We start from the raw sequence: 19490 nt of genomic DNA, 5'->3' as shown, positions 1-19490 counted from the left end.
GGCCCCACCCGTGACCACCCTGCTCGACCCACCGCCCCACGCGGCCGGTGCCCGGCGCCGGCCCGTTTCCGTCCGCGTCGACGAGACCCCGCTGCCCCCGCACGACCCGCTCGCCCTGTACGACACCCTGCGCCAACGCCTCGGTGACGGCGAGGTGTTCCTCCTGGAGAGCCTGGAGGCGCCCGAACAGGAGGGCGGGGACTCCCTCGTCGGCCACGGCCGGCTCGCCGAACTCCAGGTGCACGCCGACCGGGTCACCGTCGACGGCATCGCACCGGTCGTGGACGCGCTGCTCGCCGCCGCCGACGCCCTGGACCTCGCCCCGCTGCCGGGCGGGGCACGGGCGCTCGCCTCCGGCGACCAGGTGTGGGAGCTGCTGCGGGCCGCCGAGCGCGCCTTCGCCGTCGAGACCGGCGTACCCGCGGACACCTACGCCTTCGGGTTCCTCGCCACCGTCGGCTACGGCGCCGCCTGGCACATGGAGCAGCTGCCGCAGCGCACCGCCGACGGCGGACCCGACCTGGTGCTCACCCTGTTCCGGGAGGTCGTCCACTACGACGGCGCCACCGGCACCGTCGCGCTGCGCACCGCGCACAGCGAGGACTTCCCGCCCGCCGATCCCGGCACGGTCGCGGCGGCCGTCGCCCGGCTGCGGCCGGTGCCCGGTGCCGTACCCGAGGCGCCCGTGCCGCACGCGGTGCACGACAGCACCGACGAGGAAACGTTTCTGGGGAACGTCGCACGCTGCCTCGGGCACATCCGGGTCGGGGACATCTACCAGATCCAGATCGGCCACCGCATCGACGTCACCACCGACCTGGCCCCGCTCGACGTCTACCGGCGGCTCAGGCATCGCAACCCGTCCCCGCACATGTACCTCGTGCCGCGCGGCGGGGCCACCCTGATCGGCGCCAGCCCCGAGGTGCTGTTCGCCACCCGCGGCGACCGGATCGTGATGCGGCCCATCGCCGGCACCACCCCGCGCAGCGGCGACCCGGCCGTCGACGGCCCCCGCATCGAGGCCCTGCGGGCCAGCGAGAAGGAGCGCGCCGAGCACGTGATGCTGGTCGACCTCTGCCGCAACGACATCGGCCGGGTGAGCCGGCCGGGCACGCTGGCCGTCGAACGGCTGATGACGGTCGAGACCTACTCGCACGTCTTCCACCTGGTCTCCTCCGTCGAGGGGCGGCTCGCACCCGGCGAGGACACCTGGTCCGCGCTGCGCGCCACCTTCCCGGCCGGCACGGTCACCGGGGCGCCGAAGATCCGCGCCATGGAGATCATCGAGGAGCTGGAGAGCGAGCCGCGGCGGATGTACGCCGGTGCCGTCGGCCTGGTCGACGTGCGCGGCTGGTCCCGGCTCGCGCTGTGCATCCGTACCGTCGCCCACGACGGGACGACGTACTCCACGCAGGCCTGCGCGGGCATCGTCGCCGACTCCGACCCGCACGCGGAGTGGCGCGAGACGCTGCACAAGATGGGCGCCGCCTACTGGGCGCTGACCGGTGAGGAGCTGCTTCCGTGAACGTCCTGCTCGTCGACGCCTACGACAGTTTCACCCACATCATCGACCAGTACCTGCGCACCCTCGGGGCACACACCGAGGTGGTGCGCTCGGGTACGCGCACACCGGAGCAGCTGCTGGCCGGGGCCCCGGACGCGGTGGTCCTCGGGCCGGGGCCCGGGCATCCGGCCGACTCCGGGCACGTGGAGCTGGTGCACGCCTTCGCCGGGCGCGTGCCGCTGCTCGGCATCTGCCTGGGGCACCAGGCCATCGGGCTCGCCTACGGGGCCGAGGTGGCCGTCGCCGAGCGGCTCAAGCACGGCAAGACCAGCCCGGTCACCCACGACGGGGCCGGGGTGTTCGCCGGGCTCGGCACCGAGGTGACCGCCACCCGGTACCACTCGCTCATCGTCGCCGAACCGCTGCCCGAGGAGCTGACGGTGACCGCACGGGCCGTGGACGACGGATATGTCATGGGCCTCAGACACCGGCACCTGCCCGTCGAGGGCGTCCAGTTCCACCCCGAGTCGGTGACCACCCTCGGCGGGCTCCGGCTGCTGGAGAACTTCCTGAGGGGCGCGGCGGCGGTGGAGCGGGTCGCTTGACGAGCGGAATTAACGGCAGCGGGTGCGGAATTACTCGTACCGGTGCCGATTCGCCTTCCAGGGTATCGGAATTCACTGGTCCGTATTCCCGGGGACCGCCTCTGACCTGCGCATATATCGTCGTTATCGTCGGTCGTGCAGGGGCGAAGCTCGGCCGATAATAAAGCGAAGCGGCACCCCCATAGATTTCTTGCTGTCGGAACGAACCGCAGCAACGAAAACCCAACGGGAGACGAAAATGCAGCTCGTCAAGACCGCTCGGAAGAACAAGCTCCAGGCCCTCGTCCTCGCCGTGCTGACCGCGGGCGCCGTCTTCACCGCGGTGGCCGGCGCCGACCACGCCGAGGCGCGGCCCCGGCCGGCCGCGGTCGCCGACGGGGTCATCGAGGCCGGCGTCGTGGTCTCCGGCGACGGGGTCACCGTGAAGCTGGGCACCGGCGGCGTGGACCCCTGGAGCTAGTCAGAGGCGACGGGCCGACCACGGACCGAAGGAGAGATCTGTGAGTACAGGCACCGAGACGGAGCGGACGGAACGCTCCTGGCCCGCACTGCTCGGGTCCGTTCTGAACGGCCGTGACCTGTCCGGCGCGGACACCGCGTGGGTCATGGACCAGGTGATGCGGGGCAGCGCCCCGGACGCCCTGATCGCCGGCTTCCTGGTCGCCCTGCGCGCCAAGGGGGAGACCGTCGGCGAACTGGAAGGGCTCGTACGGGGAATGATGGCGCACGCCGTGCGCATCGACGTGCCGGGGAGGACCGTCGATGTGGTCGGTACCGGGGGAGACGGGGCGAACACCGTCAACATCTCCACCATGGCCGCCATCGTGGCGGCGGGCGCCGGCGTACGGGTCGTCAAGCACGGCAACCGGGCCGCGAGTTCGGCCTCGGGCTCCGCGGACGTACTGGAGCGGCTCGGCGTGAGTCTCAGGATTCCGCCGGGGCAGGTCGCCGCGGTGGCGGAGGAGGCAGGGATCACCTTCTGCTTCGCCCCCGACTTCCATCCGGCGATGCGGCACGCGGCGGGGGCGCGCCGGGCGCTGGGCATCCCGACCGTGTTCAACGCCCTGGGCCCGCTGACCAATCCGGCGGCTCCCGCGGCGCACGCGGTGGGGGTCTCCGACCCGCGGCTGCTGCCGCTGGTCGCCGGGGTGCTGGCGCGGCGGGGGGCCACCGCGCTGGTGTTCCGGGGGGACGACGGACTCGACGAGCTGACGGTGACGACCACGTCGACCGTGTTCTCGGTGGCCGGGGGTCAGTTGCGGCAGGAGACGTTCGATCCGCGGGACGTCGGGATCGCGCTCGCGCCGGTCGAGGCGCTACGGGGTGGCGACGCCGTTTACAACGCGGACGTGGCGCGGCGCTTGCTGGACGGTGCCGCTGGGCCTGTTCGGGATGCGGTGTTGCTGTCGGCGGCGGCTGCGCTTGCCGCTTCCGCTGAGGGTGGCGGTCGTACGGTGACCGAAAGGATCGGGGCCGCGTTGGGTCGGGCTGCTGAGGCTGTGGACTCGGGTGCGGCTCGGGAGACTCTGGAGCGGTGGGTTTCTGCGACGAGGGAGAGGGCGCTGGCACCCGTTGCATGAGTGGGCCCCCGGGGCTGGTGTGACCGCCCCGGGGGCTGCGCCCCCAGACCCCCGCTGTCGGCCCGGAACGGGCCTCGTCCTCAAACGCCGGACGGGCTGGTTTCAGCCGGCCGGGGCTGGGAGGTTTCCGGCCGGGGCTGGGAGGCTGACGGCAGGTGCTGAGAGGGCTCGGCCGTCACGGCGAGGGATTCGGCTCCGGCACCGGCGTCGGTCGGCACTCGGCGGAACCAGCTCAGCGCAGGAGAGGTGATCGCCGTCGTGAGGAGGGCCATCAGGACCAGGATCGTGAACAGTGCGGGGCCGATCACGCCCAGTTGGAGGCCGAGGTTGAGGGCCACCAGCTCCGTCAGGCCGCGGCAGTTCATCAGCGCGCCGATGGACATCGCGTCCCGCCAGGTCTCGCCGGCCAGCCGGGCCGCGGCCGTGCTGCCGCCCCACTTGCCGAGCGCGGCCACCGCCAGCACCGCGGCTGCCCACAGCCACTGGGTGGAGTCGCCGGTGAGCAGGGCGACGTCGGTCTTCAGACCGGTGCTGACGAAGAACAGCGGGAGCAGTACCGGGACGGTGAACGCCCGCAGCCGGGCCGCCGAGAGTTCGACCGCGCGCGAGCCGCGCGGGGTCACCACGCCGAACAGGAAGGCGCCGAACAGCGCGTGGATGCCGATCCGGTCGGTGACGAAGGCCGACAGGCACAGGCCGCTGAACAGCACGACCAGGACGGTGGACTCCACCGCCCGCGAGGCCCGTCCGGCGGCCTTCGTGAGCAGCGGTCGTACGATCCACAGCATCGCCGCGAGGAACACCACGGACCACAGCGCCGTCAGGGCCGCGTCCTGGAGGGAGCCGCTCGCGCCGACCGCCGCCACCACGGCGAGCAGGCACCAGGCGGTCACGTCGTCGACGGCCGCGCAGGCCATCGCCAGCGAACCCAGGCGGGTGGTGTACATGCCGCGGTCGGTGAGGATACGGGCCAGCACCGGGAACGCGGTGATGCTCATCGACACCGCGATGAACAGGACGAACGGCAGCCGGCCCACGCCCTCGGGGGCGAACGTGCCGTACATGCCGAGCGCGAGGAGTGAACCGAGCGCCAGCGGCAGGGCGATGCTGGCCTGAGAGACCGCCACCGCGGAGCGGCTGTGGCCGCGCAGCGCCGAGAGGTCCAGCTCCAGGCCGACCAGGAACATGAAGGCCAGCAGCCCCAGATTGCCCAGCGCGCCGATGTACGGCAGCACGGCTGGCGGGAAGAGCCAGTGCTGGAGCGACGGTGAGAGCCAGCCGAGCAGGGACGGGCCGAGCAGGATGCCCAGCGTGATCTCGCCGATCACCGGGGGCTGGCCCAGCCGGCGGAACAGGCCTGCGCCGGCCCGGCAGGCGGCGATGACCACCGGTACCGCGATCAGCAGGTCCGGCAGCGGGTCAAAGGCGGGTGCCGACACGGGTGTCTCCTTCCAGGGGTACCGACATCTCGGCGAGCGGGCTCGTCGCCACCGACCAGCGGGCGTACCGGCGGCGGCCGTACAGCAGGGGCTCGCCCCCGTCGGCCAGCGTGACGCCGGTGACCCGGCCGAAGACGGCCGTGTGGTCGCCGACCTCGACCGTGTGCGCGATCTCGCAGTCCGCGACGGCCACCGCCGCCCCGGTGAGATGGGGGCCGCCGGCGCCCAGGGGCAGCCGCCACTCGGCGCGCTCGAAGCGGTCGGTGGTGCCGGAGGCGAACAGGTCGGAGACGTCCCGGGCCCGCTCGTCCAGCAGGTTGACGGCGAACCGGCCACTGTCCAGGGCGGCCTGCAGGGTGGGTCCCGCGGTGCGCAGGCAGACCACCAGGGTGGCCGGATCCAGGGCCACGCTCGCCAGCGAGCTGCAGGTCATCCCGCGCGGGACGGAGTCGGCGTCGAGCGCCGTGACGACGGAGACCCCGGACGGGAAGCAGGACATCAGCGGGCGTATGTCGGTGCTATCGGTGTTGTCGCTGTTGTCAGGATTGTGGGACGCCGTGCTCAGGGATGTGCTCATGCAGGAGGACTCCTGTCCGTGAGAGGCCGGCGGTGCCGCGCCGCCGGGGGGAGCGGCGGGCACCGCCGTGCGGTCCTGGGCCTGGCCTTACTTGCCGTGCAGTCGGCGCAGGTAGTCGTAGGTGCTGGGGAGGGTCTGCAGCAGGTGCTCCTGCTGCTGCCGGACCTGCTCGAACAGCGGCTCGGCACCCGCCACGGACTCCGGCTTGTGGGCGAGCGCCGGCAGCGGGGCGTCGGGTTCCAGGCCGAGGCCGGCGAAGATGCAGTAGTAGCTGCCGTTGGTCCAGAAGTTGCGGAACTCCGCCTCGAAATTGCCGTAGTACGTGGACTCGTCGGCGATCGGCGAATTGATCGGCAGGCCCGCCTTGTAGGCCGCGATCTTCTTCTGGATGTTCTCCGGCAGCGTCAGCTTCTTCTGGGCCTGCCAGAACGGGGTGTCGTTGCGCGGGGCGTAGTAGAAGTGCGCCTGGATGAAGTCGCGGGTGTCGTCGAACATCACCTCGATCTCATGGTTGAAACTGTCGACGAGTGCCGGGTTGAAGGTGCGGTCCGGGAAATGCTTCGCGAGCTGGTAGATGGCGGCGGTGATGAAGTAGATGCCGGTCGACTCCAGCGGCTCCAGGAAGCAGGAGGCGAGGCCGATGCTCACCACGTTGTTGACCCAGGCGCGACGGTTGCGGCCGACCCGGAAACGGACGTGGTTGAACTTGGTCTCGGCCGGGTCCAGATTCCACAGTTCGCAGAATTCCCGGGTCGCCTCCTCCTGTGAGGTGAACTTGCTGGAGTAGACGTATCCGGAGCCGAAACGGCCCAGCATCGGGATCTTCCAGGCCCAGCCGGAGGACATCGCGATGGCGGAGGTGTACGGCTCCACACCGTTCGCCTCGTCGTCGTGCGGAACGGCGGTGGCGACCGCGCTGTCGCACATGAGGTGGTCGCTCATGTCCAGGAACGGCTCGCCCAGGGCCTTGTTGATCAGCAGCCCGCGGAAGCCCGAGCAGTCCACGAACAGGTCCGCCTCCAGCACCCGCCCGGACTTGCAGTGCAGCGCGGTGACGTACCCGCGCTCGTCCTGCTCGACGCTCACCATCTCGTCCTGGACGTGCTCGACGCCCTGCTTGTCGGTGGCGAACCGGCGCAGGAAGTCGGCGACCAGCGCGGCGTCGAAGTGCCAGGCGTAGCGGGTGGAGGGGGTGCCGTCGAGCCACTTCGGGGAGAGCTTGGCGTCCATCGCCGGGGGCTCGCGGAAGCACGAGTAGTCGAACGGCAGGTCCGTGCGGCCCTCGTGCTTGTTCTTGAACCAGTAGTGCGACAACGGCGTGTTGTCGTGGTCCGGCAGGATGCCGAACGGGTGGTAGAAGTGGTCCGGCCGGCCGTCCTCCAGCGTGCGGGCCTCGGGCTCACCCTGGCCCGGGGTACGCCAGTTGACGAATCTCACCGCCATCTTGAAACTGGCGTTGCACTCGCGCATCCACTCCTCCTCGGGTATCCCGAGATAGTCGAAGAGCACGCGGTGCAGATTGGGAACGGTGGCCTCGCCCACGCCGATCCGGGGAATGGCGGGGGCCTCCAGCACCTGGATGTCCACGGTGCCCTGCAGAGCCTTGCCCAGATAGGCCGCGGTCATCCAGCCGGCCGTACCGCCGCCGAGAATGACGACCTTACGGATACGGGAGTCGGTATCGGTCATATGCGGGGCTCTCTCTCCTGGTCGGGTGGGTCGGGAGCACATTCGTCCCGGCGCTGTCGAGCGATTCCACGCCAGATTCGGAGGGCCGGCTATGCCGCTTCTATAGATGGCTGGAATCTCTGCTTGAGCAGCCTTGTATGGGTGAGGTATAGGCGGCCCGGCGATTGTCGGTTGGCATAGAAAACCGCCCCGCAACTCCCAGCAGAGGATGGCTGCATCAGATGCCGTACGAAGACGGGAATGCCGTTGTCCCGGGGCCGGGCGGACTCCCCGGCACTCCGCCGTCCGGACTCAAGGGAATCCTTTCCGCGGTGGGGGGAACCCCGCTGATCGAGCTGGAACGGCTCGTCCCGGGATTTCCCGGCAGGCTGTTGGCCAAAGCCGAACGGTTCAACCCCGGCGGCAGTGTCAAGGACCGCTCCGCGCTCGGCATGGTGCTGGGCCGGATCCGCTCCGGGGAGCTCGTGCCCGGCCGCTCCACGGTGATCGAGTCCAGCTCCGGCAACCTCGCCATCGGACTCGCCCAGATCTGCGGGTACTTCGGACTGCGCCTCGTCTGCGTGGTCGACGCCCGCACCACCCAGCAGAACATCGCGATCCTGCGCGCCTACGGCGCCGAGGTCGAAGTGGTCCGCGAGCCGGACCCGGTCACCGGCGAGCTGCTGCCCGCGCGGCTGCGCCGGGTGGCGGAACTGCTGGCCGAAACCCCCGACTCGTACTGGCCCGACCAGTACGCCAACCCCCTCAACCGGCAGGCCCACCTGACCACCATGCGGGAGATCGCCGAGGCGCTCGACGGACGGGTGGACCACCTGGTCCTGGCCGCCGGCACCGGCGGCACCCTGGGCGGCTGCGCCGAGTACATCCGGCAGGCGGGCCTTGCCACCACCGTGCACGCCGTCGACGCCGTCGGCAGCGTGCTGTTCGGGCCGACCGCGAGCTGCAAGCGGCTGGTGCCCGGGCACGGTGCCTCGGTACGGCCCAAGCTGCTGCGCCCCGCGGACGCCGACCACGTCATCCACGTCACCGACCTGGACTGTGTGGTGGGCTGCCGGCGGCTGGTGCGGCGCGAGGCGATCCTCGCCGGCGGCTCCTCCGGGGCGGTCGTGTCCGCGCTGGAGAGCGTCCTGCCACGGGTCGAACCCGGCGCGAACGTCGTCCTGATCCTGCCCGACGGCGGCGACCGCTACCTCGACACGATCTACGACGACGCCTGGGTACGGCGTCACTTCGGCGCGGTCTCCCACCTCTGGGAGGACGACACCTCATTCCCCCAACGTGCCGAGAACCAGAGCGAGTTGGCCGATATAGGGCATCGATAGCCGGCCCGCCCAGCATGGTCGGCATCGACCACGGAACCCCCTTTCATCCCACATACGGAGGCACCCCATGACCACGCAGATCCCCGCCCTGGACGAGACCGAGCAGAGCCAGATCAAGGACATCGTCTGCGACATCCTGGAGCTGGAGCTGGACGAGGTCACCGACACCAGCCTGTTCAAGGAGGAGCACGACGCCGACTCGCTGCGCACCATCGAGATCCTCGCCTCCCTGGAGCGCACCTTCGGCATCACCCTGAAGCAGTCCGAGCTGAGCCGCATGGTCAACCTCGCCGGCGTCTACGCCGTGGTCGCCGAGGCCAAGGCCCAGTGACCGGCGCCCGGCACCGGGTGGTCGTCACCGGCCTCGGGGTGGTGACCAGCATCGGCACCGGAGTGGACGCGTTCGCCGCGGGCCTCAGGGCCGGGCGCAGCGGGGCCAAGCCGATCACCGCGTTCGACACCACCGGCTTCGCCTACTCCAACGCCTGCGAGATCACCGACTTCGACCCCGAGGCCTGGATCACCGAGCAGTCCCCGGACGACCTCGGCCGGGCCGCCCAGTTCGCGGTCGCCGCGAGCCGGATGGCGGTGGCCGACGCCGGCCTCACCGAGGAGCAGGTGCGCGGGGTCCGGTCGCTGGTCTCCGTCGGCACCACCGACGGCGAGTCCCGCGACCTGGACCACCTCACCGGGCTGCAGGTCACCGGCGGCGACGACGTGCTCGACGCCGTGGTGGCCCGCCGGGTGTGGCCCGGCCGCCTGTCCGCCGGGATCGTGCGCGAACTCGGCCTGGAGGACGTGGAGACGGTCACCGTCCCCACCGCCTGCGCCGCCGGCAACTACGCTGTCGGATACGGCTACGACGCGATCAGCTCCGGCGACGTCGAGATGGCGCTGTGCGGGGGCGCGGACGCGCTGTGCCGCAAGACCTTCACCGGCTTCTACCGGCTCGGCACCATCGCACCCGACGTGTGCCGCCCCTTCGACGCCGACCGGCAGGGCATCCTGACCGGCGAGGGCGCCGGCATCCTGCTCATGGAGTCGCTGGAGTCGGCGCTGGCCCGCGGCGCCCGCATCTACGCCGAGGTGCTCGGCTACGGGCTGTCCTGCGACGCCAGCCACCCCGTCGCCCCCGACCGCGACTCGATCGCCCGCTGCATCACGGCCGCACACCGCAACGCCGGGATCGAGGCGGCCGACGTCGACTTCATCTCGGCGCACGGCACCGGCACCAAGGCCAACGACGTCACCGAGGTCGGCGCGATCCGGCAGGTGTTCGGCGACGAGCTGCCGCGCACCGTCTCCATCAAGTCGATGATCGGGCACACCATGGGCGCCGCCAGCGCCCTCGCCTCGGCCGCCTGCGCGCTCGCCCTGCGCGACGGCTTCATCCCGCCCACCGTCAACCACCGCACCACCGACCCCGAGTGCGCGGTCGACTGCGTGCCCAACGAGGCCGTGGCGGCGGACCTGAAGGTCGTGCAGAACAACGGCCTCGCCTTCGGCGGCAACAACGCGGTGCTGGTGCTCGGCCGGTGGGACACGGCACCCGTGCCGACCGTGGCCTGAAACAGACACAGACACCCGAGAACAGAGGGGAGTGGGACGCCATGGCAGCCGAAACGGGCGCGCCGCCGGCGGAGCTGGTGATATCGGGCTGGGCCGTGTCCTCGCCGTACGGACTGGGCAGGGCCGCCTTCGCCGGGGGCCTCGCGTCCGGACGGCGTGCGATCGCCCCGCTGGACGGCGCCGACTGGCCGGTGCCGTACGAGGAGGCCGGGCTGATCCCCGGCTTCGACATCAAGGCGGTACTGGGCCGCAAGGGCACCCGTTCCATGGACCGGGTCACCGGCATCGCGGCCACCACGGTCGGCATGCTCCTGGAGGAGTACGGCACCGGGCTCGCCGCCGACCCGGAGTCGACCGGGCTGGTCCTCGGCACCTCCGGCAGCGTGCAGTCGATCATGGACTTCACCCGGGACGCGCTCACCGGTGACAAGCCCTACCTCGTCGACCCGGCACGCTTCCCCAACACCGTCATGAACTGCCCCACCGGGCAGAGCGCCATCCGGCACACCCTCAAGGGCCCCAACGTCACCGTCTCCGGCGGCGCCGCGACCGCGCTGCTCTCCCTGCAGTACGCCTCCCGGCTGCTGCGCGGCGGGCACGGCAGGGCGCTGCTGGCGGGCGCGGCCGAGGAGTTCTCCGTGCAGCGCGCCCGCCTGGAGCGGGTAGCCGACCACGGGGGTGCCGCACCGCAGCCGCTCGGCGAGGGCGCCGCGCTGTTCCTGCTTCAGGACGCGGCGGACGCCCGGGAGTCCGGCCGCCCGGTCCTCGCCACCGTCCTCGGCTCCCGCTTCCGCGCCTTCCAGGACACCGCGCGGGCCGGTACGGCTCTCGAGCGCTGCGTCGCCGACGTGCTGGCCGCCGCGGGAGCCGCCCCGGACGACGTGGAGCTGATCGCCCCCGGCACCCCGCCCGGACTGCTCGGCAAGCAGGAGGAGTCCGCCCTCGACGGCCTCACCGGCAACCGGCTGCCCGTCCGCTCCCTGGTCGGCGACGCCGGCGCCGCCTCGGCCGCCTTCCAGCTCGCCGCCGTCCTCGCCGAGGCGGAGGCCGACCCGCGCCTGGTGGACCGGCTGACCCTGGTCACCGCCGTCGACCGCGACGGCACGGCGGGCGCGCTGCTGCTACGCCTGGCCTGACGACACTCCCGCAACCAACGGTCCGAACTTCCCCAGGAGAGAGGCAAGTCCATGTCCGACACACCGAGGCCGGTGGCCCTCGTCACCGGCGGATCGCGCGGTATCGGGCGGGCCGTCGTGGAGACGCTGGCCCGGGACGGCTACGACGTGGCGCTGTGTTTCCAGTCCAACGAGCAGGCGGGCGAACTGGCCGCGAAGGCGGCCGCCGCACACGGCGCTCGGACGCTCGCGCGCCGGGTCGACGTGACCGACCGGGCCGCCGTGGCGGCCTTCGTGCAGCAGACCGAGGAGCAGCTCGGCCCGGTGGACGTCCTGGTCACCGCGGCCGGCATCGTCCGGGACGGCCATCTGGCGATGATGGCCGACGAGGACTGGGACGCCGTGCTGCGCACCAACCTCGACGGCACCTACCACTTCGTCAAGGCGCTCGCCTTCCCCATGATGAAGCGCCGCCGGGGCACGGTCATCACGCTCTCCTCGGTCGCCGCCGAGGGCCACGCCACCCAGACCAACTACTCGGCGTCCAAGGCCGGGATCATCGGCCTCACCAAGGCCTTCGCCAAGGAGGCCGGCCGGTCCGGCATCCGCGCCAACGTGGTCGCCCCCGGCTTCATCGGCACCGACATGACCGGCGGGCTCTCCGAGAAGCACGTCAAGGAGATGACCCGCCGCATCCCGCTGGGCCGCTTCGGCGAGCCGCAGGAGGTCGCCGAACTGGTGTCGTTCCTCGCGGGCGAGCGGGCCTCCTACATCACCGGACAGGTCTTCGCCATCGACGGCGGACTGGTCGTCTGACCACGGCCCCACGGAAGGAATCAGCCATGCCACGCGCCGCCCGGCCGCCGCGGTTCTACTTCAACCTGCGCAGCCCCTACAACTTCTTCGCCCTGCGCGCGCTGCGCGCCCACCGCCCCGACCTGCTCGACCGGCTCGAATGGCGGCCCTTCTGGGAGCCCGACGAGACCAGCGGGAAGCTGCTCGCCGAGGCCGGGGCCGAGTTCCCGTACACGCCCATGTCCCGGGCCAAGCAGTTCTACATCCTGCGCGACGTGCGCCGCCTGGCCACCGCCCGCGGCCTGGAGCTGACCTGGCCGGTGGACGCCGAGCCGTGGTGGGAGCCCGCGCACCTGACCTGGTTCGTCGCCGAGCGGCACGGCCTCGGCCAGGCCTGGGTCGAGCGGGCCGGCCGGGCCCGCTGGCTGGAGGGACGCGACCTGTGCGACCCGGCCACCGTCGCCGAACTCGCCGCCGAACTCGGCTTCGAGGCCGCCGACACCGACGACCCCGAGCTGCGCGCCCAAGGCGGCAAGGCGCTGCTGGACGTCGTACGCGACGGCGTGTTCGGGGTGCCGTACTTCATCAACGGCTCGGAGCCGTACTGGGGCCTGGACCGGGTGGCCGACTTCGTCGCCTCCTTCGACCAGCCCGGCGAGGGGAATGACCCCGACGCCGCCGACCTGTCCGTCGTCGCGGGCCGCGCCTCCGACCTGAGCCACGCGGGAGGCTGCGGATGAGCACCGCCGTACGGGCGCTGCCGCTCACCACGATCCAGGAGTCGATGTGGACGGCGTACCGCATCGCCCCGGACAGCGCCGCCTACAACATCGTGATGCCGCTCAGGCTGCGCGGCCGGGTCGACCCCGCCGCCATGGAAGCGGCCGTCGCCTCCGTCGGTGAGCGGCAGGAGCTGCTGCGCTCCGTCTTCACCGAGCAGGACGGCCGCCCGGTCCGGGTCGTCGCCGAACACCCCCTGATCCGGCTGGAGTTCCGCGACCTGCACGGCGCCGACGAGGCCCACCTGTTCCAGGCCGCCGAGGAGGCCGGAGCGCGACCCTTCCGCCTGGAGGCGGGCACCTTCCGCGTAGTCCTCCTGCGCCGCACCGACGACGACTGGGCACTGGTCACCTCCGCCCACCACATCGTCAGCGACTTCACCTCGCGCTGGCTGCTGGTCCGTGACGTCCTGGACGCCTACGCGGCACACGCGACCGGCACCGCACCCGCCTGGCGCCCGCTGACCTCCTCCTACACCGACTACGCGGCCGAGGAACTGCGCTACACCGCCTCCGACGCGGGCCTGCTCGCCGCCGAGGAGTGGCGTACCGCGGTCCGCGGCTCGGCCCCCGCCGAACTACCCCTGGACCGCCCCCGGCCGCGCGTACGGTCCCTGCGCGGCGACACGGTCGTACGACGCCTCGCGCCCGAGTCGGCCGACGGGCTCGGCCCGGCCGCCAACACAGCCGGCGTGACCCCGTTCGCCTACCTTCTCGCCGTGTTCCAGGCCCTCACCCACCGCTGGAGCGGCCAGGACGACTTCCTGCTCGGCGTGCCCGCCTCGGCGCGCTCCGGACGCGGGCAGCGGGACCTGATCGGCTGCTTCCTCAACACCATGCCCGTGCGGGCCGAGTTCGGCCCCGACACCACCTTCCGCTCGGCGGCCACGCAGGCCGGGGAGCGGGTCATGCGCGGCATGTTCGGGGTGCGCTACCCCTGCGGGCTCGCCTTCCCCGACACGGTGCTGTTCCGGGCCGCGCTGTTCCTGGTCCAGATGGACCGCATGGAGCCGCCCGTCCCCAACGTCCCGCCCGGCGCGGCCCTCGGCCCGTTCATCTCCTACGCCGGCCTGGACATCGCCCTCATCGACGTACCGCAACAGGAGGGCCAGCTCGACCTGCTGCTGCGCATCGAGCAGACCCCCGACGGCGTCACCGCCGTCTTCTCCTACGACACCGACGTGCTGGACCGGGCGAGCGTGGAGCGGCTGGCGGACGGCTACGAGCGGCTGCTGGCGGCCGCCGTGCGGGACCCGGACACGCGGATCGCGGACGTGGAACTGGCGGGGGCGGCGGACGTGGACGCGCTGCTGGCGCTGGGCGACTCGGGCACCTACGACGGCTCTTTCGGTTCTTTCGACTCCTTCGACTCCCTCGACTCCTTCGAATCCTTCGAGAACGCCTGGGACCACCGATGATGACGACCACGACCACGATCGCGGTGACCGGCGCCGGAATCGGCGGCCTGGCCGCCGCCGCGGCCCTGCACCGCCGGGGCATCGACGTGCACGTCTACGAGCGCGGTGACACCCTGCGCGAACAGGGCGTCGGCATGCACCTGGGGCCCAACGGCACCCGGCTGCTGCACCGGCTCGGACTGGCCGGCGAACTGGAGCGGGCCGCCGTACGGCCCGAGGCGCTGGAGGTGCGGGCCTTCCACGACGGCTCGCTGGTGACCCGGCAGGAGATGGGCACGGCCTGGGAGCGCGCGTTCGGGGCGCCGTACCTCACCGTGCACCGCGGTGACCTCCACCGGATGCTGGCCTCCCTGCTGCCCGCCGCGCGGGTGCACACCGGGCGCGAGCTGGTGGCGTACGAGGAGACCCGCAAGGGCGTCACCCTGCGCTTCGCCGACGGCACCGCGACCCGGGCCTCCGCACTGGTGGGCGCGGACGGGGTCCACTCGGTGGTGCGGCGCTCGCTCGCCGGGGACGAGCAGCCCCTCTACTCGGGCAACAGCGCGCTGCGCGGCCTGGTGGACGCGGCCGACGTGCCCGGACTCGATCCCACGCAGATGTACATGTTCGCCGGTCCGACGGCACGGGTCCTGGTCTATCCGGTCAGCGGCGGGCGGCAGTTCACCTACGTCGTGGTCGCGCCGGCGCCGGAGGGCCACGCCGAGTCCTGGACCAGCGCGGCGGAGCACGCCGACCTGTCCGTCGCACTCGACGGATGGGCGCCGCAGGTGCGCCGGCTCGTCGGCGCGGCCCGGGACGTGCGGCGCTGGGCACTGTACGACCGCGCGCCGCTGCGGCGCTGGAGCACCGCCCGCACCACGCTGCTCGGCGACGCGGCCCACCCGATGCTGCCGCACCACGGCCAGGGCGCCAACCAGGCCATCGAGGACGGCGTCGCCCTCGCCGTCTGCCTCGCCGAGGCGGCCCCCGGCGGCGACGGCATCACCGCCGCGCTGGCCCGCTACGAGGCGGTACGCCGCCCGCACACCACCCGCGTGCAACTGGGCTCGCGGGACGGCGGCGGCCGGGGCCCCGGCAAGGGCGTACGGGACCAGGCCGCCGACGTGTCCTGGATCCTCTCGCACGACGTCGAGCAGAGCCTGCACGACGAGATGTCCGGCGACAACGCCGCCTGAGCGACACCCCCAGGGCCCCCGATGCCGTCACCGGCGCCGGGGGCCAACGGGCCAGCGGCGGAGGCCGCGCCGTTCGGCCCGGCGCTGGGGCGTGGCGCGTGGAGATCTGTCGGACGGCAGCGTGGGGACTCCCTAGCCGCGCCCGATCACCAGCCCGTACTCCAGGGCGCTCGTCGACGACGGGAGCCCCAGGCTCTTCGGCGTCAGGGCCCTGGAACCCGTCGCCGTCGTGCCCTGCGCGGTGCCCGGGAGGAGCCAGACGCCGCCCTGGGCGGAGTTCTCGCCGGGAGCGCCTGCCGCGAGGTCCGCGTAGCCGTCGGCGTCGTAGTCCTCAAGGCTGACCGACGCGCCGAACCGGTCGCTCGTCTCCGCGGTGCCCGGGACGCCGCTGCTGTTCTGGGTGAAGCCGACGCTCGTCGCCGTACCGCCGGAGGACAGCAGGCCGGTGGCGGTGCCGTGGACGAGGACCACCGTGCCCGCGTTCTGCCGCGAGCCGACCGCCTCGTACGCGTCGCCGATGGCGAGGTCGGCGTAGCCGTCGCCGTCGATGTCGCCCGCGGCGACCGCTGCGCCGAGGCGGTCCTCGGACTCGGCGGTGCCGGCGATGCCCGGAGTGTCCTGCTGGATCTCCTGGGCGCGGGCGCCGAAGCCGTCGGACTTCGAGCCGTACGCCACCTTCACCAACCCGCCCTTGAACACCTCGGCACGCCCCGTGGAGTAGTCCGCGCAGTCCGGAGCGTCGGCCTCGTAGTTCGGGTAGCAGTAGCCGAGCGCCAGGTCGTCCGTGCCGTCCGCGTCGAAGTCGGCGGCGGCGAGGGAGGAGGCGGCGGCCGTGGTGCTCCACAGCTGCACCGGGGCGCCGTCCTGCCAGCGGTAGATCCGGACGAATCTGCTCTCCGTCGCCCTGATCGAGACCGCGAGGTCGTCGTCGCCGTCGCCGTCGAAGTCGCCGGTGGTCAGGGCGCTCACACCGCCGAGGTCCGCCCCGGCGATCTCCCCGCTCAGGGTGTCCGGGGAGTCGGCGGTGAGCGGGCCGGGACGCAACACAGCGCCGCCGTGCTCCTCGCCGCTGCGGCTGAGAACCAGGTCGGTGCGGCCGTCGCCGGTCACGTCCCCGGCGGCGATCACCGCGCCGATCCGGGAGAACTCGCTCGCACCTTGCGCGACCGTGTAGCCACCGCTGGTGAAGCCGGAGGCAGAGCCGCGCAGCACGGTGACGGTGCCGTGTTCGGCGGACTTGTCGGCGGAGAGCGACTCGCTGGAGGCGCCCACGACCAGGTCGGCGTAGCGGTCGCCGTCGACGTCCGCGGCGGTGACCGCGGAGCCGAAGAGATCACCCGCCTCGGGGGTGCCCGGCACTCCGCTCGTGGCCTGGCTGATCCGTACGGAGCCGTACTTGCCCGGTCCGTCCGGGCCACCCCACACGACGTTCACATAGCCGGCCTTGGCCTTGTCGCCGACCGGCCCGGAGGGCACGCCCACCGCCAGGTCCGGGTAGCCGTCGCCGTTGAAGTCTCCCTGCGGCGCGGCGGCGTCGGTGGCCTGCGCGGAGGTGGGCGCGGTAACGCCCAGCAGGGTCGCCGCGCAGATCACCGTCGCAGAGAGGATCTTGTTACGCATCGTTGTCGTTTCTCCTGGTGGTACTCAAGGCAATCGGTGTGAACCGGTGTGGTCAGTGGGCGAAGACATCCGCGAACTTGCGGCCCTCGACCACCGGATAGCCGAAGTCCGTCGCGTTGAAGGAGGTTGCGTACGACGTCGTCAGGCCCGAGGCCGTGCCGCGCAGCACCCACGCCGCCCCGTCGTCGTACCCCCCGGGCACCACGTCCTCGCCGAACGCGCCGATCGCCAGGTCCGCCCTGCCGTTGCCGTTGATGTCGCCCAGCCGCAGCGAGGAGCCGAAGTGGTCGCCGGCCTCGGCGGCGCCCGGTACGCCCGGCGTGGCCTGGTGGAAGGACTGGGCCCCGCTCGTGGTCAGTCCGGCCGAACTGCCCTTGAAGAGATCGATGTTGCCGACGTTTCGGTGGCCGTCCACGTCCTCGTACGGGGCGCCGACCGCGATGTCCGCGTAGCCGTCGCCGGTCGCGTCGCCCACCGCGACGGCGGCGCCGAAGTAGTCGTAGCTCTCGTCGGTTCCCGGCACACCGGGGCTGGCCTGGGTGTACGTCCTGCCCGTGGCGGGCAGTCCGGCGGCCTTGCCGTACCGCACGATGAATGAACCGCCCTTGCCGATCTCCGAGTTGCCGGTGACCAGGTCGTCGTATCCGTCGCCGTTGATGTCGCCCGCCGCGACGGCCTGATCCCAGGCGGTGCCGCCCGCTCCGGTGCCGTCGGCCAGCACCGTGTAGCCGGAGCCGATGTCGCCGGGACCGCCGCGCAGGAGGCCCACGTAACCGTGGGTGGCGCCGGTGCTGTCGGCGCGGCCGCCGTGCACGACGAAGTCGCTGCCGTCGGTGGCGGAGAAGTGCCCGGCGACGATCCCGTCCAGGCGTACGCCCTCGGGCAGGAACCCCACCTCCGGTGCCAGCGCGCCGTCCTGGGTGGGCTTCCCGTCGGCATACCACCAGAAGGTGTTGCCACCGACGACGACCAGGTTGCCGGTGCCGTCGCCGTCGAGGTCGGCGAACGCGGCGCCCGTCCCGAACCCGCCGGCCTCGGCGTTCGGGGCGGTGAGCATGGTTCCGCCGGACGTGAACGGGTTCGCTCCGCCCCAGACGATGGTCACCGAGCCGCTCGCCTTACCCGTGGTCTGCTCGTAGGGTGCGCCGACGATGAGGTCGGCGTAGCCGTCGCCGTTGACGTCACCGCTGGTGACGCTCTTGCCGAACTGGTCATCGGACTCCGAGGTCCCGGGAACGCCCGGGGTGTTCTGGGTGATGTTCACCGACCGGGCGGGGCTGACGCCGGAAGACGAGCCGAAGAGGACGGTGACCGTGCCACCGCTCGCCTTGGGCGTGCCGATGGCCAGATCGCGATACCCGTCACCATTGAAGTCGTCCCACAGCCCGGAGGGCGCCGCAACGGCACTGGGAGCGCCCAGCCCCGCACAGGCCAGGGCGGCAGCCGCCGCAACGGCGAAGGTACGTATGCGCAAGGTCATGCTCCCGTCAGTGAACCGAGGCTTCAGCGCAGTACGACCCGCGTGATGAACAAAGGGTTGTACACGACAAAGCACAAGGTGAACGCGCGGCCGCCGCCACCACCGCTTCCGCTGTGGGCAGGCGTTCTCTCCCTCAGCGGCGGACGGCAGTTCACCTACGCCGCAGCTCGTCGGCGCGGCCCGGGACGTGCGGCGCTGGGCACTGTACGACCGCGCGCCACTGCGACGCTCGGGCACCGCCCGCACCACACTGCTCGGCGACGCGGCCCACCCGATGCTGCCGCACCACGGCCAGGGCGCCAACCAGGCCATCGAGGACGGCGTCGCCCTCGCCGTCTGCCTCGCCGAGGCGGCCGCTCGGCCGCGTCGACACCTGAACTCACCCGGAACGACCACATCGCCCGGGACCCGAATCAGCCAACAGCGTCCCATTGCCGGCGCCGGGGCCCGTCGTCCCGCCCTGTCGCAGCAGCGCGCAAGTGGGCATGCCCCGGCGCGTATAGACACCCAATACCCCCCTGATAGCGCCGAGTTCAACCATGGGCCAAACCTGACCACTCAGAAGGGACGTCCCATGGCCGAACAGGCGAGCGACGACGCCGTGTACCGCGTGGTGCTCAACGACGAGGAGCAGTACTCGATCTGGTGGGCCGACCGTCCGCTGCCGGCCGGCTGGCATGCCGAGGGCACCGAGGGGTCCCGTGAGGAGTGCCTGGCGCGTATCGACGCCGTGTGGACCGACATGCGGCCGCTGAGCCTGCGCCGCCGTATGGCCGAGGCCGAGGCGACGGCGGCCTGAGGCGAAGCACTCCGCGCCGAGCCC

Annotated in this window: 18 protein-coding genes and 1 pseudogene; 14 read left to right on the top strand and 5 right to left on the bottom strand. The window is 72.1% G+C overall.

Annotated elements, in window-relative coordinates; genetic code table 11:
- Positions 1–10 precede the first annotated feature (10 nt).
- From CRP49_RS07070 to trpD, 4 genes are all read left to right on the top strand, one after another.
- Positions 11–1525, top strand: a complete 1515-nt coding sequence (locus tag CRP49_RS07070; protein WP_097252626.1) for an anthranilate synthase component I family protein — start codon at positions 11–13, stop codon at positions 1523–1525.
- The gene (locus tag CRP49_RS07065) at positions 1522–2109 is read left to right on the top strand and encodes an aminodeoxychorismate/anthranilate synthase component II (protein ID WP_094215175.1); all 588 of its coding nucleotides are present in this window, start codon (positions 1522–1524) and stop codon (positions 2107–2109) included. Before CRP49_RS07070 ends, CRP49_RS07065 begins: the two co-directional genes overlap by 4 nt.
- A gap of 238 nt (positions 2110–2347) precedes the next feature.
- Positions 2348–2569, top strand: coding sequence for a hypothetical protein (locus CRP49_RS07060; protein ID WP_097252625.1), 222 nt, complete (start codon positions 2348–2350; stop codon positions 2567–2569).
- Positions 2570–2609: 40 nt separating this feature from the next.
- Positions 2610–3689 (top strand): anthranilate phosphoribosyltransferase, encoded by a 1080-nt coding sequence (gene trpD, locus CRP49_RS07055; protein WP_097252624.1) that lies wholly within the window; start codon positions 2610–2612, stop codon positions 3687–3689.
- An 80-nt stretch (positions 3690–3769) separates the two neighbouring features.
- Here the strand turns inward: trpD and CRP49_RS07050 are convergent, their stop codons facing one another.
- From CRP49_RS07050 to CRP49_RS07040, 3 genes are all read right to left on the bottom strand, one after another.
- Complete coding sequence (locus CRP49_RS07050; RefSeq protein ID WP_097252623.1) at positions 3770–5128, bottom strand: cation:proton antiporter; 1359 nt, start codon at positions 5126–5128, stop codon at positions 3770–3772.
- Complete coding sequence (locus tag CRP49_RS07045; RefSeq protein ID WP_179851534.1) at positions 5109–5705, bottom strand: flavin reductase family protein; 597 nt, start codon at positions 5703–5705, stop codon at positions 5109–5111. The genes CRP49_RS07050 and CRP49_RS07045 overlap by 20 nt, the downstream gene beginning before the upstream one ends.
- Before the next feature lie 87 nt (positions 5706–5792).
- A complete protein-coding gene (locus CRP49_RS07040) occupies positions 5793–7394 on the bottom strand; it encodes a tryptophan halogenase family protein (RefSeq protein ID WP_097252622.1) in 1602 nt (533 codons plus the stop codon).
- A gap of 311 nt (positions 7395–7705) precedes the next feature.
- Between CRP49_RS07040 and sbnA the strand changes: the two genes are divergently transcribed.
- From sbnA to CRP49_RS07000, 8 genes are all read left to right on the top strand, one after another.
- Positions 7706–8716 (top strand): 2,3-diaminopropionate biosynthesis protein SbnA, encoded by a 1011-nt coding sequence (gene sbnA, locus CRP49_RS07035; RefSeq protein WP_257033322.1) that lies wholly within the window; start codon positions 7706–7708, stop codon positions 8714–8716.
- A 67-nt stretch (positions 8717–8783) separates the two neighbouring features.
- Positions 8784–9047 (top strand): acyl carrier protein, encoded by a 264-nt coding sequence (locus CRP49_RS07030; RefSeq protein ID WP_097252620.1) that lies wholly within the window; start codon positions 8784–8786, stop codon positions 9045–9047.
- Positions 9044–10285, top strand: a complete 1242-nt coding sequence (locus CRP49_RS07025; protein ID WP_097252619.1) for a beta-ketoacyl synthase — start codon at positions 9044–9046, stop codon at positions 10283–10285. Before CRP49_RS07030 ends, CRP49_RS07025 begins: the two co-directional genes overlap by 4 nt.
- 41 nt (positions 10286–10326) lie before the next feature.
- A complete protein-coding gene (locus tag CRP49_RS07020; RefSeq protein WP_179851533.1) occupies positions 10327–11421 on the top strand; it encodes a beta-ketoacyl synthase N-terminal-like domain-containing protein in 1095 nt (364 codons plus the stop codon).
- A 51-nt stretch (positions 11422–11472) separates the two neighbouring features.
- Entirely contained in the window at positions 11473–12216 is a 744-nt protein-coding gene (fabG, locus tag CRP49_RS07015; RefSeq protein WP_097252618.1) for a 3-oxoacyl-ACP reductase FabG, read from the top strand.
- Between the two features lie 26 nt (positions 12217–12242).
- Entirely contained in the window at positions 12243–12935 is a 693-nt protein-coding gene (locus CRP49_RS07010; protein WP_097252617.1) for a 2-hydroxychromene-2-carboxylate isomerase, read from the top strand.
- On the top strand, positions 12932–14392 hold the full coding sequence (locus tag CRP49_RS07005; RefSeq protein ID WP_097252616.1) for a condensation domain-containing protein: 1461 nt from the start codon (positions 12932–12934) through the stop codon (positions 14390–14392). The genes CRP49_RS07010 and CRP49_RS07005 overlap by 4 nt, the downstream gene beginning before the upstream one ends.
- On the top strand, positions 14392–15567 hold the full coding sequence (locus tag CRP49_RS07000) for an FAD-dependent monooxygenase (protein WP_097252615.1): 1176 nt from the start codon (positions 14392–14394) through the stop codon (positions 15565–15567). Before CRP49_RS07005 ends, CRP49_RS07000 begins: the two co-directional genes overlap by 1 nt.
- 132 nt (positions 15568–15699) lie before the next feature.
- Here CRP49_RS07000 and CRP49_RS06995 read toward each other — a convergent pair whose 3' ends face one another.
- Positions 15700–17187, bottom strand: a complete 1488-nt coding sequence (locus CRP49_RS06995; RefSeq protein ID WP_097252614.1) for an FG-GAP-like repeat-containing protein — start codon at positions 17185–17187, stop codon at positions 15700–15702.
- Between the two features lie 52 nt (positions 17188–17239).
- Positions 17240–18667, bottom strand: a complete 1428-nt coding sequence (locus tag CRP49_RS06990; RefSeq protein ID WP_097252613.1) for an FG-GAP-like repeat-containing protein — start codon at positions 18665–18667, stop codon at positions 17240–17242.
- Positions 18668–18854: 187 nt separating this feature from the next.
- On the opposite strand from CRP49_RS06990, the pseudogene CRP49_RS45840 reads away from it, so the two are divergent.
- Positions 18855–19007, top strand: a pseudogene (locus tag CRP49_RS45840) (FAD-dependent monooxygenase); the annotation flags it as partial.
- A gap of 234 nt (positions 19008–19241) precedes the next feature.
- Entirely contained in the window at positions 19242–19466 is a 225-nt protein-coding gene (locus CRP49_RS06980; RefSeq protein ID WP_097252611.1) for an MbtH family NRPS accessory protein, read from the top strand.
- Positions 19467–19490 lie beyond the last annotated feature (24 nt).

Source organism: Streptomyces sp. Ag109_G2-15 (assembly GCF_900215565.1).
GTDB classification, from domain to species: domain Bacteria; phylum Actinomycetota; class Actinomycetes; order Streptomycetales; family Streptomycetaceae; genus Streptomyces; species Streptomyces diastatochromogenes.
This window is presented reverse-complemented; position numbering and strand designations above follow the sequence as displayed.